Genomic DNA, 17,844 nt, shown 5'->3' on the forward strand with positions numbered 1-17,844 from the left:
ATAAAATAAGAATACTGTTTATGTATCGTGATAACCTAAATTACCATAGATAGTGATGCTTAGGCGTAGGAGGTGGAAGTGAATGGATATCTTTTTGAAAGTTGTGCTCCTGATTTTTTCCGTCGGTCTTATTGCGGTCGTTCTTCTGCAAAAGGGGAAAAGCGCGGGTCTTTCCGGTGCCATCTCTGGCGGTGCTGAGCATCTCTTTGGTAAAACAAAAGCTCGTGGTATGGAGCTTGTACTACAACGTGTAACTGTTGGACTTGCTGCTGGTTTCTTCATCATGGCGATTCTAGCTGCTATTCTAATCGACTAAAAGATCTACCGTAAGCCCTCGCTCTGTTCTAAATGGAATAGAGCGGAGGCTTTTTTGTTATATTAAAAGGAGTTAAAAAGCACCTAAGGGTGCTTTTCTTTTCATATTCGCAAAGAAAAAGGCTGGATCGATAGGAAGTAAATCTGAAATTGGCATGGATGTATTTCAGCAGTTAAAGGAAATTTTGTACTGTGTTAACCTTTGGATGACAGTAACAGGGATGCGCAGGATTGATTTCGTGTATACTAGGGTATGAAGTAGTAAAGGTAAAATTTACTTGGCATTACTGCAGGGCAGGACAAGATATACATATTTGCCAGCGGCTTGAAGCCGCGGAGGGCTGGGGTGACGAACATGATAACACAAGAAATATTACTCGATTTCATGCGGGAAACTGCATATAAACCAATGACTTATGAAGAGCTGGTGAGTCATTTTGCTCTAGAGGATAGTGAAGGGTTTAAAAAGTTCGAGGAGCTGCTGATTGAATTAGAGCAGGATGGAAGAATTGTATTGACCCGTACTGCACGTTATGGCGTGCCAGAACGGATGGATTTACTGCGTGGACGTTTACAAGCACATGCGAAGGGTTTTGCTTTTTTAATCCCGGATGATCGTGATCATCCTGACGTATATATCCATGCAAATGATCTTAAGGGAGCTATGAATGGCGATATCGTTCTGATTCGTATTACCTCTAAAAGTCCGTCCGGCGGACGTATGGAAGGCGAAGTAGTACGTATTGTAAAACGTGGCGTGTTGCAGACGGTAGGTGTTTTTCAGAACCTGGAGACCTATGGTTTTGTGCTGCCTGATGATAAGCGGATTAATCGTGATATTTTTATTCCGAAGCAATCCTTTAAAGGTGCTGTAGATGGTCAAAAGGTCGTTGTGCGTATTGTGAGTTATCCGGAAGGCCGAGCAGCGGCAGAGGGTGAAATTATTGAAATTCTCGGACATAAGGATGATCCGGGTGTTGATATTCTTTCCATTATCCGCAAACATCAATTGCCTGAAGCATTTCCAGCTGAAGTGATGGATGAAGCCGATAGTGCTCCTGATTCAATTACAGAAGAGGAGATTGCGGAGCAAGGAAGACGCGACCTGCGCGGACTGAACATTGTTACGATTGATGGCGAAGATGCTAAGGATTTGGATGATGCGGTAAACGTACAGCGCTTGGAGAATGGACATTACAAGCTGGGCGTCCATATAGCAGACGTAGGTTATTATGTGCGTGAAGGCTCTGAGCTGGATAAAGAAGCCTATGACCGCGGTTGTAGTGTGTATTTGGTAGACCGGGTTATTCCGATGCTGCCGCACCGTCTATCGAACGGGATTTGCAGCTTGAATCCACAGGTAGACCGGTTAACAATGTCCTGTGAAATGGAATTTAACGAGCAAATGAAGGTTGTGAAGCACGATGTCTTTACGAGCGTGATTCGCACCAAAGAGAGAATGACTTACTCCAATGTTCGTAAAATTCTCGAAGACGAAGATCCAGAGCTGCTGGAACGTTATAGTCCACTAATTGACGATTTCCGCCTCATGAAGGAATTGGCGATGAAGCTGCGCGATGCGCGGATGCGCCGGGGTGCGGTTGATTTTGATTTTGAAGAGAGCAAAATCATCGTGGATGAGAACGGCAAGGCTGTAGATATCGTGAAGCGTGAACGTTCTGTCGCGGAACAGATTATCGAGGAGTTCATGCTGGCAGCGAATGAAACAGTTGCTGAGCATTTTCACTGGTTGAAGGTTCCGTTCCTTTACCGGATTCACGAAGATCCAGACCCAGAGAAGCTGCAGAATTTCATGGCTTTTGCGGCCAATTTCGGATATCACGTCAAGGGTCGTGGCAATTCGGTTCATCCACGTGCTTTGCAGGATTTGTTGGAGCAAATCCAAGGCACAAAGGAGCAGACGGTCATCAGTACGATGATGTTGCGTTCTATGAAGCAGGCAAAGTATGATGCGGAGAGCACGGGCCATTTCGGACTGGCTGCGGAATACTATTCTCACTTCACTTCTCCGATTCGCCGGTACCCCGATCTGGTCATTCACCGCGTAATGCGTGAAGTGATTGAGAATGGAGGGGCACTGACCCAGAAACGGCATGATTATTTGTCTAGCCGGATGCCTGACATTGCTCAGCAGTCTTCGGAACGCGAGCGTGTGGCGGTAGAAGCTGAGCGCGATACGGAGCAACTGAAGAAAGCAGAATACATGCAGGATAAAGTAGGCGAGGAATTCGAGGCTATGGTCAGCAGTGTGACCAGCTTCGGAATGTTCATCGAGCTGGATAATACCGTCGAAGGTCTTATTCGTCTCAGTGCAATGAGCGACGATTATTATCACTTCGACGAAGGTCATATGGCGCTCATTGGCGAGCGCACATCGCGTGTGTTCCGCATTGGTGACGAGGTGAAGATCCGAGTCGCCAAAGTAAATATGGATGACCACACGATCGATTTCGAGTTGGTCGACATGAAGCCACGCGCGCCAGGCGAGCACCGCGGCGGTGGTTTTGCAGGCGGCCGCGGAGGCAAGGGCGGCCGTTCGGGCGGCGGCTTCATTAAGCCGGCCGGGGCCAAAGGCGCCGCGGGCAAGGGACGCGGCGGTAAAGGCAAGCCCGGCGGCGCTGCTGCAGGCGCGGGCAAGGGCAAGCCGGGCGCAGCTGTGCGCGCCGGTGAAGGGACGCGCGAAGCGGCCGGTGTTGGCGCAGCGGGCGGCCGCGGTAAGCGGAAGCGCGGGCGCGAGGCCGGCGAGGATGCGAGCCGGGTAGTTGCTGCGCCGGGCGCAGAGCGCGGAGGCGAAGCCGGCGGCAACGCAGGCGCGCCGCGTGAGAGCAGCGGCGGGCGAGGCCGCGGAGGAGACACCGGCGGTGCCGGTGGTGGACGCGGCATCAGCTTCGGCTTTGGCTCAGGCAAAGGCGGATACGGCGCTCCTGCGTCCGACTCCTCCGGCGGCGAAGCGCGGGGCGTGGACGGCAGCACGAAGTTCCGCAGCCGCGAGGATCGCGGGGGGAACTTTGGCGGTGGAGAAGGCCGTAACGGCGCTCCTACAGGCAAAGGCCGCCGCAAAAAGAAAACCAAAGGCGGCGTGTTCATCGGCCAGTCCGTTACACCAGGCAACGTAGAGACTTCTGAGCAAGTCACTTCTAAACGAAGTGACAATAATGGCGGCGCTCCAGAAGGAGCACCACGTAAGCGTAAAAAGAAATAAATGACGGTTATGCGTTGCGTAACTCTATAACGATACTAAGCACCGTCCCTCTTGGGGCGGTGCTTTTTAACTAATCATCAACTTGGTTAATTGCACTATGTGCAGTTAAATTTGGGTTATGTAGTAAAAGTGGCAGTTAGTTGCATTTTGTACATCTAAATCTGATGAGTTACCTCTAATTGGTTTGATTTCGCTTTTTTAGCTGCAGAAAGTGCAACTAATTAGTTTTTTGGCGGTGATAAGGCTTAAATAGTTGCACGAAATACATTTATATAGAAAAACGTAGGTGATAGCAAAGTGGATAGGTAGAGGATAGGTGCAGTATAGGATAGGCACAGTATAGGTAAAAGCGGCACTATTTGAATAGGCGTCGAATAGATGTATATCCAAGTAGGGGGAAGCGGATAATTGAGAACAATAGGTAATAAGTAAATAGGGTAAATGGATATAGATATGTAAGAGATTAGTGGATAACTATCTGTTAATTAAGGCGCACAAGCAAAAGGCTAACCTCGCTATTTTCTAAAAACTCCAGATCAACTCAGCTTAATGTTTTTTTGTAACAAATGCTAGATATTGGGTAATGTTACTGACAACTATATGACAAATTAGGTGAGGTATATTTGGTTGAAGGTTCCTTGCGCTCACTTGATTCCATTTGTTACAATATAGATCAGACGTTCGATGGCTGTGTCGTTTAAGATTAGACAGACATGGTTATTTTAACTTATGAATATGATTCAAGGAGTGATTCTCATGGGTAAAAAAGCAGACGGGAAAGTACTCGCCCAGAACAAGAAAGCTTCCCATGATTATTTTATCGAGGATACTTATGAAGCTGGCTTGGTGCTGACGGGTACAGAGATCAAGTCGCTGCGTAATGGCCGCGCTAATATTGGAGATGCTTTTGCTACGATTCGCAATGGTGAGATTCAGATTCACAACATGCATATCAGCCCTTTTGAACAAGGTAACCGTGCCAATCCTACTGATCCCACACGCACACGTAAATTGTTAATGCATAAGGAGCAAATTCATAAACTGCTGGGCTTGTCCAAGCGAGATGGATTTACGATTGTGCCACTTAAGATTTATGTGCGGAATGGCTATGCGAAGCTGCTGATTGGTCTTGGTAAAGGTAAAAAAGAGTATGACAAACGTGACTCGGCTGCCAAGCGAGATGCTCAACGTGATATCCAGCGTGTACTGCGTGATAAGCAAAAGATCGCCAGATAATCTGGGAGAACTAGACGATTCAAAGGAGTTCCAGTTTCAACCTTCAATTCCTTTAACCCACGTGTTAAAGTGTTGATAAATGTGCTATACTGAGTAAGTAAGTTAGTTATTGCTTCGTTACAGTTTTCTTGAATAAGAAGCTGTAGATTGGATCTCTCTTGCTTGGAAGATCCGCTTGATCCGAAGCGCCCTTTTTAATGAGGGGCCGTTCTTGGATTCGACGGGGGTAGTTCGAGCATGAGTAGCGAGTAGTGGGGACGCGTCCGCTTCATCAACGCTAAAGCCTATTAAACGGCAAACAACAAAACAACTACGCTTTCGCAGCCTAAGAAACTGTGTGCGTGCTTCTACTCTGCATCGCCCATGTGACAGGGATAGGGGCTAACAAATAGTGGGATACGCTGTCTCATCTCCGCCTGCGGTGAGCTGAAGAAGACAATCAGGCTGACCCAACGTATAGCCGGTTACGGGGCGATACTCGGGTGACATCAAAACTGTGACTACACTCGTAGAAGCTTATGTGCCGTTATCTTCGGACAGGGGTTCGACTCCCCTCGGCTCCATATGGAGTATTAGAAAAAGCGACCTTAGGGGTCGCTTTTTTGTATCCTCATAATTAAAGTTAGGCAATGTTTTTTAATGATTTCAGCCAATTCCTCAAATGTGTACTTGTGGTTTATCATGTCTACTATGAGGTCTTCGGAATGTTTGGTATGCATTTTATAAACTAGAAAAGATTTCTCTACCACCACGAATACCGTCCGCATGAGGATGGTTCCCATACTATTGTTAACGATACCCTTTTGCAAAGTTTCTTTGTTATAATTATTATAATAATCTCTTCATTGGCTGGTGATTATGAATGAGTGAAAAATTTTGGTTAGTAGTACAGTATCCTCTAAAAAGTGAAAAAGGAAGCCAACGTGATAACTGGTTAAGAGATAAAGTAATAGAATACCTGGACATATCTCTAATAGATGCTAACTTAGGTTGTGTTGATGGCTTTGATATGGGCAAATGCATTTCCGACCCAAAAAAATATGCTCTTAATATATTTTGTATCATTACGGAAGAAGAACGTAGTATAGCCTTGATAAAGAGAGTGTTAAAAGATAGCAGGTTTGATTATACTCGTATTAAAATTGCTACAATGCCCTATGGAAAAGAAGAAACATATAGTCTTAAATTTTCCTATAAAAAGGGTGTTACCGATTTTTCGCTATAGCACAGTTTTGACTTTAGAATTACAACTACACCGTAAACAATTTTCTGGTGGGAGTCATGAATTTTGTGACATCAAAACTGTAATTACACTCATAGAAGCTTATGTACCGTTATCTTCGGTCAGGGTTCGACTCCCCTCAGTCCCATAAGAAAACCCGCTGAAATAGCGGTTTTTTTGCTGTTTAGTGATTGAATTGTAGACGAATGCAGACAAGGAATTATGGGGAACTAAAAGTATTTATTTTTGTAGACATGTTGTCTACACCTAAAATTAGATCATTCACTTTGAAGTTAATATTTAGTGGCACATTTTCCGAAACTACATCTATAAGAGCTCGAACTGATATAAGATTAGATTATGGCATTAAGCACTTAAAAGCAAAAATATTCGGGGGAATTACTATTATGAGTTTCACTATTGATTATGTTAAAAATAAAAACAGAATTATTGTAACATCGGACGGTATGGAAGTTGAGGATGCCTTTGCGTACGCAGAACAATTTCCGAAGATACTGAAGAAAACTAAGCGAGGGTTTACAGGTATGACTGTAATCACTGGTGGTCTGGTATTTAAGCAAGAGGTGATGGCAATTCTTGCTCCAACTGGTGAAGATGCTGTGAAAGCTGGAATGTCCACAAAACACAAATGGGTGTATGTTGCGCCTACGGCGTTCTACAAAACGCAAATGAATCGTATGTTTAAAGATATTGCAAACTTGTACGAATCGATAGAAGAAGCTGAAGCGTATCTTGATTCCGCAGGGAATTAGCAACTTCTAAAAATTAAAAGGATCCAGCCATCATCTGTAGCGCCAAAGGTACTTTCTGCGTATTGAAGAAGCACTGTGAAAAACCGATATATTCAGGATTAACTTATATAAATGGATCACTATACTAAGGAGTTATTCCTATGACCAGTCTCCTTAATCAGAATGACTTATCAAATATTGGTTAGAATGCTTCTAGGATGACATCAAAACTGTAAGTAGACTCGTAGAAGCTTATGTGTCATTATCTTCGAACAGGGGTTCGACTCCCCTCGGCTCCATTTGAAAGACCCGCTGATTGATATTATCCCCTTCAAGTAGACACTCAAAAAAACCTTCATGTTATCATGTAGGCTTGAGTGCCACTTGGAGGGGATATTTTTTATGGCTAAAAAAGGTCAAACATTTCAGAAGTATACAGAGGAATTCAAATTAAAGGCGGTCAGAGCGTATTAAGAGGGTTCATCGAGCTATAAGGAGGTAGCTGAACGAGAAGGGATACGTAACTGTTCTCAACTGATTGAACACACATGAGGCCAGTTTTTTCGTTCTCTAAAGTATACCTAAATAGGATGAATAATAACTGGTTAAATTTACAAATTTGTCATGTGACAATAGTGATGACAGCAGTAACTATTCTCTCAAATGCTGGAATTATATAATGGATAGATTACATAGACAAGATAGGCTTCGTAAGGCTATTGTCTATAAATTTTTATTTTGTATTATTTATTTATAATGTAATTATATTACATAAAGTATTATATTGATATTTATATGAAATGGGGAGAAACATTGAGAGAAAGAATTCTAACTCTATTCATGACGATTGCTATTCTATTCACGACAATCACACCCGGGTTGGTACCGAGTGCTGAAGCAGCAGGAGGCACAGTTACAAAGACCTATACAGCAACTGCTGATACGATGCAATTAAATGGTCAAGCGGAATATAACGGAATCTATGATAATGACGGAGATGGTTATCTATATGTCGGCATGAGCAATAATGACGGCTTCGTCAATGTGCGCAATAGAATGGCCGCATCTTTCAATTTAGGTGCTCCAGAAGGGACCATTGTATCAGCAGAGCTGGTTGTGACGGTTGCTACTGTATTAAGAGTCCCGAATCACACGCTGTACATGGAGGCAAGGGGCTCTGCTGCGAATAGTTTGGACCATAGTTTTAATGGTACCTTCCCCTTCGTAGATGTGAATAGCCCTTTTTCAGATAAATTTACGGCGAAAAGCACTGCGGAAGTGCCGATGGGCACTTATCTTCAGGATCAATCGATTACTTTCAATGTTAAGAGTGCTGTCGATGCCTTTACGGGTGGTTCTGATCGCACAGTAACTTTTACACTTAACGGCAATGAAGCAGATGCAGACAGCGGGAGATTTTTATTGTATTCCTTAGAAGCTTCGAATGCTGCATTTCGCCCGAAGCTAGTCGTTACTTATGAGACCGGACCGACGAATACCCCGCCTACGGGCTCTTTCAAAATTGCGGAGGGAACAGCGACAAGCGCCAGCACAGTCAATCTATCCGTAACAGGTTCAGATCCTGATGCAGGTGATAGTGTTACCCATATGAGATTTGCGAATAGCGTTGCTAATTTATCGGCGGCATCTTGGTTGCCTTTCAGCAATACAGCAACATTCAGTCTAAGTGGAGGGGATGGGGCGAAGAACATCTATATGCAGGTGAGAGATTCCAACAATGCGATATCTGCCAGTTCTTCTCAGATCATTCTATTGGATCAGACAGCACCAACAGGTGCACTGATTATTAATGATGGTGCTGCATGGACGAAATCAGAGATGGTCACTTTAAAAGGAACCTATACGGATGGAAGCGGCTCAGGAGTTGAGCAGGTGCGTCTCTCCAATGTTAATGGGACTTGGCAGACCAGCTGGTTCAGTATCGCTGATCTGAACGGGAGGTCATGGGTCCTTCCGGCTGGACAGGGAGTCAAAAACGTATATGTACAATATAAAGATAGAGTTGGTAATTCGAGCAACTCAACTATTAGTAGTACAATTACAGTAGATACAATAGCTCCTGTTATTACAAATGTAGTGAATAACATAGTATATAATAGCAAAGTTAATCCTCTATTTTATGAAGGCAGCGGATTGCTTAATGGGAGTCCCTATACCAGTGGTACAGACATCACCCAGGATGGAACGTATACACTGATCGTCACCGATCAAGCAGGCAATAGTGCGACGGTGGTTTTCAAGGTTGATACGATAGCACCTACCGTAACGGGAATAGCGAATGGTGTAATATACAACACAATCAAAACGATTACCTTTAACAAAGGAACCGCGACTTTAAACGGAGCTGCTTTTGTTAGTGGTGCACAGGTTTCACAAGATGGTGTGTATACCCTGATTGTAACGGATACAGCAGGCAATGTAACAACGATTAACTTTGAGATAGACACAACAGCACCTAAAATTAAAGGGGTAAGCGAGGGCGGGGTTTATAAGTCGGTAACTCCCAGTTTTAATGAAGGAACAGCGCAGCTGAATGGAACTGCTTATATGAGCGGTACAAGGATTGATCAGGATGGTGTGTATACGCTGGTTGTAACCGATACAGTAGGTAATGTAACAACGGTTAACTTTGAGATCGAAAATGTGGCGCCAATTGTTACGGGAGTAATGGAGGGCGGAATTTATATATCGGTAGTTCCTAGTTTTAATGAAGGGACAGCGCAATTGAATGGAACTACTTATACAAGCGGTACAAAGATTGATCAGGATGGTGTGTATACGCTGGTTGTAACCGATGCAGCAGGCAACGTCACGATGGTGAAATTCATCATTGACAGAACCGCTCCAACCGTCACCGGCGTTGTTTACGGGGTGAGCTACAACACCGACAGAACGATCACTTTTAACGAAGGTACGGCAACGTTGAACGGAGATCCATTCGCAAGTGGCGAGACCGTTTCCGCTGAAGGCGACTATACACTCATTGTGACCGATGCGGTGGGCAACGTTACGACAGTCAGCTTTACGATCCACAAAACCGGCCCAACCGTTACTGGGGTTGTTTACGGATCGAGTTATAATACCGACAGAATGATCACGTTTAACACGGGAATCGCAACGTTGAACGGCGATTCCTTTGCTAGCGGATCTGAAGTCAGTGCCGAGGGCGACTACACACTCATCGTAACGGACGCGATGGGCAACGTCACAACCATTGCATTCACGATCGATAAAACAGTCCCGATCATTAGCGGTGTGACCGACGGCTCTATCTATAACACGAATCAATCGATTACGTTCAATGAAGGTACGGCGACCTTGAACGGAGATCCATTTGCAAGTGGCGCAACCATTTTCGCCGAAGGTGACTATACGCTTGTGGTGACGGATGAGGCGGGTAACGTTACGACGGCCAACTTCATCATTGACAGAACCGCTCCAACCGTCACCGGCGTTGTTTACGGGGTGAGCTACAACACCGACAGAACGATCACTTTTAACGAAGGTACGGCAACGTTGAACGGAGATCCATTCGCAAGTGGCGAGACCGTTTCCACTGAAGGCAACTATACACTCATTGTGACCGATGCGGTGGGCAACGTTACGACAGTCAGCTTTACGATCCACAAAACCGGCCCAACCGTTAATGGGGTTGTTTACGGATCGAGTTATAATACCGACAGAATGATCACGTTTAACACGGGAATCGCAACATTGAACGGAGATCCCTTTGCTAGCGGATCTGAAGTCAGTGCCGAGGGCGACTACACACTCATCGTAACGGACGCGATGGGCAACGTTACAACCATTGCATTCACGATCGATAAAACGGTCCCGATCATTAGCGGTGTGACCGACGGCTCTATCTATAACACGAATCAATCGATTACGTTCAATGAAGGTACGGCGACCTTGAACGGAGATCCATTTGCAAGTGGCGCAACCATTTTCGCCGAAGGTGACTATACGCTTGTGGTGACGGATGAGGCGGGTAACGTTACGACGGCCAACTTCACCATTGACAGAACCGCTCCAACCGTCACCGGCGTTGTTTACGGGGTGAGCTACAACACCGACAGAACGATCACTTTTAACGAAGGTACGGCAACGTTGAACGGAGATCCATTCGCAAGTGGCGAGACCGTTTCCGCCGAAGGCGACTATACACTCATTGTGACCGATGCGGTGGGCAACGTTACGACAGTCAGCTTTACGATCCACAAAACCGGCCCAACCGTTACTGGGGTTGTTTACGGATCGAGTTATAATACCGACAGAATGATCACGTTTAACACGGGAATCGCAACCTTGAACGGAGATCCCTTTGCTAGCGGATCTGAAGTCAGTGCCGAGGGCGACTACACACTCATCGTAACGGACGCGATGGGCAACGTTACAACCATTGCATTCACGATCGATAAAACGGTCCCGATCATTAGCGGTGTGACCGACGGCTCTATCTATAACACGAATCAATCGATTACGTTCAATGAAGGTACGGCGACCTTGAACGGAGATCCATTCGCAAGTGGCGCAACGGTTTTTGCCGAAGGTGACTATACGCTTGTGGTGACGGATGAGGCGGGTAACGTCACAATGATTTCTTTCACAATTGATCGAACAAACCCGATTATAACCGGTCTAACTGTAGGAATAAGCAACTACACCAGTCCGTTGACGATTGGATTTAATGAAGGTACCGCTACATTAAACGGTCAGCCCTTCACAACCGGAACGAGAGTTATATCTTCTGGCAACTACACGCTAGTCGTCATCGATGAAGCAGGAAATCAGACGATTGCCACGTTTACGCTGAACATCTCGACTCCTGAATCCGGTTCAGGTTCAAGCTCAGACCCAAGTACAAGCTCAAGTACAAGCCCAATTCCAAGCTTAGGGCTAGAGATCGAGATCAATGGAGTTAAACAGAAGGATTTAGCCAAAGAAACAACTGCTGTTATGAACGGAAAGAAAGTGACAACGGTAACCATCGACGAGAAGAAATTATCGCGTTACCTCGATTCCTTACCCGATAAGCCAGTCATTAACATACCGGTCCATAATGATTCAGATCGTGTTCTTCTGCTCTTAAACGGTCAGCTTATCACAACACTGAATGACCGAAACGCAGTTATTCTAATTCAAACGGAGCTTGGTTCCTATCTTCTAGCTGCCAACCGGATCGATTGGAGTCTTGTCACGAAGCGTTTCGGTTCGGAGGATGCACTGCGAAACATGGTGATTCAAGTCGAGATTACCAATGTACCAGAAAGCGATATCGTGCAACTTGCTAATAGTATAGGGAAGGCAAGACTCTTGTCGCCGCCGATTGATTTCAACATCACAGCAGCACATGGCGGTAAGACGATTGAGCTCAACAAGTTTCTTAGCTATGTCGAGCGGACGATTGTCATTCCCAATTCAGCAGATGATCACAATAAAAATATAACGGGGATTACGATGACGAAGGATGGAAACATCGTGCCGGTACCTACCCGAATGATGAGGGAGAACGGCAAGACCTTTGCTGTCATTTATAGCCTGACAAATAGCGTCTATGCCGTTATAGAGAATGACAAAACCTTTGCGGATATTCAGAATCATTGGGCGAAGTATGATATCGAACAAGTAGCGTCCAAGCTGATCGTCCAAGGTGTCACTGAATCGAGCTTTCAACCGAACAAGCAAATTACCCGAGCTGAGTTCACGGCGATGTTGGTCCGGGCTCTCGGATTACACACGGTTGATCAGCCTACCAGCTTTACTGACGTCAACAGCGGGCAATGGTATTACGAAACGGTCTCCATTGCGGAAGGCTACGGGTTAGTTACGGCAAGTAACAACAGCCAGTACACTCCCAACGAGAAGCTAAGCCGAGAAGAAGCAATGGTGTTGCTGGGGAAAGCCATGAAGCTTGCTGGGATGGATACAGCGATTTCCGATAGCGAAGCCGCTCAACAGCTTAGCACATTCAAAGACCATCATTTGCTCGACTTGTCTGCAAGAGCGGCAGCTGCACTTAACGTTAAATACGGAATTATCATAGGCAATCAAGGACAGCTTACGCCGAACAATGTCATTACACGTGCCGAAGCTACCGTCATTTTACAACGCTTGCTCGAAGCGGCCAAACTGAGTTCGTAACAGCAAGAACCTTCAACCACAAGCTAAGTGGTTGAAGGTTCTTTTTTGTGTATATTTAGAGGAACTCGTCATGCATTACCTCGTGATCACCCATTACAAACTCCTGCTCAGCCGTTATTTGCCCCTTCTAGATTTGATCGTACTTGCGAAGTTTGTAATTAACCGCTTCGAACGCTTCGTCTAGGTCTTGTTGTCGTTGCAACTCTTTTTTATGCTACTCAAGGATCGCCTTTCTTTATAGGAGAGTTTGTTTTCCTTGAATGGCTAAATCAGTGTAATAAAGATGCTTCCAAAGGCAAAGTTACGGATATGTCTACCGCAAGCTCTTATGCAGTGAATCTAATTAAAGATGAAGCAGAAGCTAGTATTATCAATGGGAAGAAGAATGGCGTATTTGATCCGCTGGGCAATGCCACACGCGCATCGATACGCTGACCAAGGAATGATCTTAAACTATGCTACCTCGCCGAACATCCGAATCATCACACGGCGGCGAATTGTGGATTTGTACAGCCATGGCTCGGCTCCATATGGAGTACTATTGAAGACACCATGAAAGGTGTCTTTTTTCATATTTTCAGAATATGATCTGGACTATGCGTGGCGGTTCAAAAAAATGAGTATCTTGCTAGATCCAGTATCTTTCGTATGTGGAATTAAAGATTGCAGTGAAGAAGGTGTGAAGAAAAATTTAAGGTTCTATATAGGGATAAAAAAGGCAAACCTAGGATAGGAAGAGTTAATAGGGAGATATAAATGAAAACCAGTATACTTATGCTATAATTTAATAAAGTGACTCTGTGTTTTAGAAAAATTGGATAAAGGATGCATTGACCAACCATGTATGAGAATCAGACTTCTATGCACCACAAGCTGTTTATTATCGGCGCAGGTGCTGCCGGACTAATGGCCGCCGTTACTGCGCGGGATATGGGTATCGATACTGCCATTCTGGAGGGTAACGACCGGATTGGAAAGAAGATATTAATGACAGGTGATGGCCGCTGTAACATTACGAATGAATCCACTGCGACGGGTACGGATGAAGCAATTGCTTTATCGCACAAGTATCACAGTAATCAGGCCGGATTTCCACTTGCGGTATTGCAGCAATTTGGCATCCGTCAGACTATAGATTTTTTCTCCTTTCTCGGGCTTCCACTTACAAGATTGAAGGAGGGCTTGATGTATCCAATGTCGCTGCAGGCAGCAGCGGTGCTGGATATTTTCCAGCTTGCGCTGGAGGATCGGAATGTTCCGGTATACCTCAATAACAAAGTGTTGGATGTTACTGTTTCGAAGAATCATCCGCGCTTCAAGATAAAATGCCAAACGGAGACAGAGGAGGAGGTTGTTTATACTAGCGACTATCTACTTCTATCTGCGGGTGGCCTTGCCGGTCCAAATGCGGGAAAAGAACCTCCTGGGTATACACTTGCCGAACGTCTGGGGCACACCCTGATTGAGCCTTTGCCGGCCATTGTGCAATTGAAGCTGCAATATCCGAATATGAGGGCACTGTCCACTATCAAATCTCAGGGACAAGCCCATATCATTGTGAACGGTAAAGTCATCTGCAGTGAACAGGGTGAAATTGCCTTCACGGATTATGGTATTACCGGCCCGCCAATTCTTCAGCTAAGCAGGAAGGCTGCGTATCATCTTGCAAGAGGAGAACAGGTAACATTGTCGGTTGATCTGATGCCGGGCCGCACGGAGGAAGAGTTAGTTGAGTTTTTAGAAAGGCTCTGGGAGACCTTTGGACACCGGACGGTTGCGGATTCTCTCGTTGGCATCTTTAACAAGAAGCTTGTTACGGTCCTACTCAAGGAGACCGGCTTAGATCAGCAACCACAGCTGCTTTGCCAGGCTCTGTCGTTGAAAACTAAGGGGAAATTTTATCAAATCTTGAAGCGTTGGGAATTTAAAGTGACGGATACCAATGGCTTTACGAATGCGCAAGTGACAGCCGGCGGCATTGATACGTCGGAACTCATCGAAGGAACGCTGGAATCCAAGCTGGTGCCTGGGCTGTATTTGGCTGGCGAAGTGATGGATGTCGACGGAGATTTCGGCGGCTATAACCTGCAATGGGCCTGGAGTTCCGGATATGTGGCCGCCATGGCGCTAGCTAAGTCAATTCAATAAATTTATTAGGAAAAGGGATGCATCAATTAACATGTATAAGGATCAGACTTCTAAGCACCACGAGCTGTTCATTATCGGTGGGGGTGCTGCAGGTCTAATGGCTGCAGTTACAGCGAGGGATCAAGGTATTGATACAGCAATTATTGAAAGCAATGACCGGCTTGGGAAGAAAATAATAACGACGGGTAACGGGCGTTGCAACATTACGAACCAATCCACCGCCACCGGTACGGATGAAGCGGCCGCTTTATCACGCAAGTATCACAGTAATCAGGAAGGATTCCCAATACATGTATTGCGGCAATTCGGTGTCCGCCAAACGATCGAATTTTTCTCCTCACTCGGGCTTCCTTTTGTAAGCTTGGAGAATGGCCGGATGTATCCGATGTCGCTGCAGGCGGCTTCGGTGCCGGGTGTATTTAAGCTGGCGCTGGAGGATCGGAATGTTCCCGTATATTATAAACATAAAGTGTTGGATGTTACCGTTTCGGCGGGACATCCGCGGTTCGCGATAACCTGCCAGACGGAGACAGAGGAACAGGTTGTGTATACCAGCGACTATCTTTTTCTATGTGCAGGCGGCCTTACCGCTCCCAAAACGGGAACGGACGGATCCGGTTATACGCTTGTCCAACGCCTGGGGCACACCCTGATCAACCCGGTGCCAGGCATTGTACAATTGAAGCTGGATTATCCGTATTTGAAGGAACTATCGGGCATCAAATTTGAGGGAGAGGCCCATGTTATCGTAAACAATGAAGTCATCCGCACTGAGTCTGGTGAGATTCTTTTTACGGACTATGGTATCTCGGGCCCGCCCATACTTCAGCTCAGCAGAAAGGCTGCGTATAATCTCGGAATAGGAGAATCGGTGACATTGTCGGTTGATTTAATGCCGGAGCGGACGGAGGAAGAGTTAATTGATTTTCTGGAGATCCACTGGGGGATCTTCGGACACCGGACGGTTGCCGATTCTTTTGTGGGCATCGTCAGCAAGAAACTGATTCCAGTTCTGCTGAAGGAGGCTGGAATTGATCAACAGCCGCACTTGCTTTGTATGGATTTATCATGGAAAACCAAGAAAATATTTTATCGAATCTTGAAGCATTGGGAATTTAAAGTGACCGATACCAATAGCTTCACGAATGCACAAACAACAGCCGGTGGCATCGATACGACGGAGCTAATCGAAGGAACGTTAGAATCTAAGTTAGTCCCTGGGCTGTATTTGGCAGGTGAAGTGATGGATGTGGATGGAGATTGCGGCGGCTATAACCTGCAATGGGCTTGGAGCTCCGGCTACGCCGCTGCTATGGCGCTTGCTAATCGACGTGCCAGCACCACGTAAGGGGGCAGAGGGTTGCTGACTCTTAAACGATCACCTATTACTATGGCAGAGGTTTGCTGTAACAAGTCTGGTTTTAGTAATGTGAAAGCGATGAGGATTGTTTCTCATCGCTTTTTTGTGATTTTTTAAAGTTTTGTGCTCATTTTATTCGTTGCTTAACTCTGATGTCTTCATTTTACCTCAACTTTATTGTCGTCCCTTTATTAATCCTTAAGTTTATCAATTAGAGCTAGTATTCGTCTATTTTTTGTATCTTCCTTTTTAGCAAGCTCAATATAATTAATCTGCTCTCGTTTAATGTAATCAGGCTGGTTTAGAAATGTATTCAGCATGTGGTACTCTTCAAGGTTTGTAGTAATGTAATCAGGTACAATCAGTTTACGATTTTCCTCACATTTCTTAAGTATTATATGTAATGTATCACCGAGCTCTTTTTGTACTGCTCTTCGAATAAATTCGTTATAAACAAAATAATGCCCATTCTTTGACGGCAATAAAGTATGGTCAAATTCGTGCCCGTCAACAGAGATTTGAATAGGTACTTTACCATTAGTATTGAATATCTCCCTTACTGAATAGGGGAAATAGACTACTTTCCATTTCATTTTACCTTCCAGCAGCCTTATCTCACTATCAAATTCATAAACCATACTAAATAACACTCCTCGTGGTAAAGAAGCTGATTTCGGTCACTAATTTTATCATAGCCACTTTGCTGTTTGTAGGTGATTCGAATTCAATATGCTGTTGCAATAACCTATATGATGTTGAACATGCCTTATCTGCATGAGGATAACATCAGTTTTAGTTATTTCTTCGTATAGTACACATGGTTCCAATAATCTGCCGTCAGTAAGTTCAGCAAAAAAATTACGAGCCACACTCAATATCTCCTCTAGGTACGTCGTCATTTCCTCCTTAGTAGGGTAGTCAGAGCACTCCTTATCTAAGTCTTCTGTTATATCTTTACCGAAGTCAGGTATTTTGAATTCTTCATCCTTCTGCTGCCTAAACCAAAATTTCATGCTGGTTGTAGCGTGGAATATATGCTTCCAGTATTTATGCTTGGCATTCTTCCAAAAATGATCAGGACATACTTCGATAAGATTCTTCAACATTTCTACGGTTGGATCAAACTGTCTTCTTAAAACAGCCACCATCTTATCACTCATGTTCATCAACTCACTTCTTGAATTTTAGAATCTTAACTTTATTCTTGTTCTCAGCAACCAAAACCTTCCATTTTACGATGGTGCATTTGGAAAATTTGTGAAACATACTCAATCACAAACCCAACTGTTACGGGATTTTCCGTTCTTTGAACATCTTGATGATGAATAATTAGCTGAAATTGCTAAGGTATGTGGCGAGCGTACTTATATAAAAGGAGAGTCCATCTTTTTTGAGGGTGAAGAGGGAGAGGAGCACTATCTGG

At 45.0% G+C, this 17,844-nt stretch carries 11 protein-coding genes and 1 other RNA gene; 10 read left to right on the plus strand and 2 right to left on the minus strand.

The features are described 5' to 3' along the window. Nucleotides 1-82: 82 nt before the first annotated feature. The 10 genes from secG (at nucleotide 83) to NST25_RS00990 (ending at nucleotide 16,409) form a co-directional block, all read left to right on the plus strand. On the plus strand, nucleotides 83-316 hold the full coding sequence (gene secG / locus NST25_RS00945) for a preprotein translocase subunit SecG (protein ID WP_076126868.1): 234 nt from the start codon (nucleotides 83-85) through the stop codon (nucleotides 314-316). A 354-nt stretch (nucleotides 317-670) separates the two neighbouring features. After that, a complete protein-coding gene (gene rnr / locus NST25_RS00950; RefSeq protein ID WP_076308747.1) occupies nucleotides 671-3,538 on the plus strand; it encodes a ribonuclease R in 2,868 nt (955 codons plus the stop codon). 756 nt (nucleotides 3,539-4,294) lie between these two features. Further along, entirely contained in the window at nucleotides 4,295-4,774 is a 480-nt protein-coding gene (smpB, locus tag NST25_RS00955; RefSeq protein ID WP_036687155.1) for an SsrA-binding protein SmpB, read from the plus strand. Between the two features lie 201 nt (nucleotides 4,775-4,975). Then, nucleotides 4,976-5,340, plus strand: a transfer-messenger RNA (tmRNA) gene (gene ssrA, locus NST25_RS00960). Between the two features lie 296 nt (nucleotides 5,341-5,636). Continuing rightward, nucleotides 5,637-5,999 (plus strand): hypothetical protein, encoded by a 363-nt coding sequence (locus tag NST25_RS00965; protein WP_339189108.1) that lies wholly within the window; start codon nucleotides 5,637-5,639, stop codon nucleotides 5,997-5,999. Between the two features lie 404 nt (nucleotides 6,000-6,403). Further along, a complete protein-coding gene (locus NST25_RS00970) occupies nucleotides 6,404-6,769 on the plus strand; it encodes a hypothetical protein (protein WP_076126891.1) in 366 nt (121 codons plus the stop codon). 792 nt (nucleotides 6,770-7,561) lie between these two features. Beyond that, a complete protein-coding gene (locus NST25_RS00975; protein ID WP_340393194.1) occupies nucleotides 7,562-12,913 on the plus strand; it encodes an S-layer homology domain-containing protein in 5,352 nt (1,783 codons plus the stop codon). 373 nt (nucleotides 12,914-13,286) lie between these two features. Then, on the plus strand, nucleotides 13,287-13,469 hold the full coding sequence (locus NST25_RS00980; protein WP_139329976.1) for a hypothetical protein: 183 nt from the start codon (nucleotides 13,287-13,289) through the stop codon (nucleotides 13,467-13,469). Nucleotides 13,470-13,753: 284 nt separating this feature from the next. Further along, nucleotides 13,754-15,061 (plus strand): aminoacetone oxidase family FAD-binding enzyme, encoded by a 1,308-nt coding sequence (locus NST25_RS00985; protein ID WP_081388342.1) that lies wholly within the window; start codon nucleotides 13,754-13,756, stop codon nucleotides 15,059-15,061. 31 nt (nucleotides 15,062-15,092) lie between these two features. Beyond that, nucleotides 15,093-16,409 (plus strand): NAD(P)/FAD-dependent oxidoreductase, encoded by a 1,317-nt coding sequence (locus NST25_RS00990; RefSeq protein ID WP_076126895.1) that lies wholly within the window; start codon nucleotides 15,093-15,095, stop codon nucleotides 16,407-16,409. A 203-nt stretch (nucleotides 16,410-16,612) separates the two neighbouring features. On the opposite strand, the gene NST25_RS00995 is transcribed toward NST25_RS00990, so the two are convergent. Then, a complete protein-coding gene (locus NST25_RS00995; RefSeq protein WP_312151703.1) occupies nucleotides 16,613-17,059 on the minus strand; it encodes a YdeI/OmpD-associated family protein in 447 nt (148 codons plus the stop codon). 51 nt (nucleotides 17,060-17,110) lie between these two features. Continuing rightward, nucleotides 17,111-17,581: a DinB family protein gene (locus NST25_RS01000; protein WP_179086836.1), complete on the minus strand. Its 471-nt coding sequence runs from the start codon at nucleotides 17,579-17,581 to the stop codon at nucleotides 17,111-17,113. Nucleotides 17,582-17,844 lie beyond the last annotated feature (263 nt).

Origin of the sequence: Paenibacillus sp. FSL E2-0190 (genome assembly GCF_037992965.1) — a bacterium.
Taxonomy (GTDB): domain Bacteria; phylum Bacillota; class Bacilli; order Paenibacillales; family Paenibacillaceae; genus Paenibacillus_AQ; species Paenibacillus_AQ odorifer.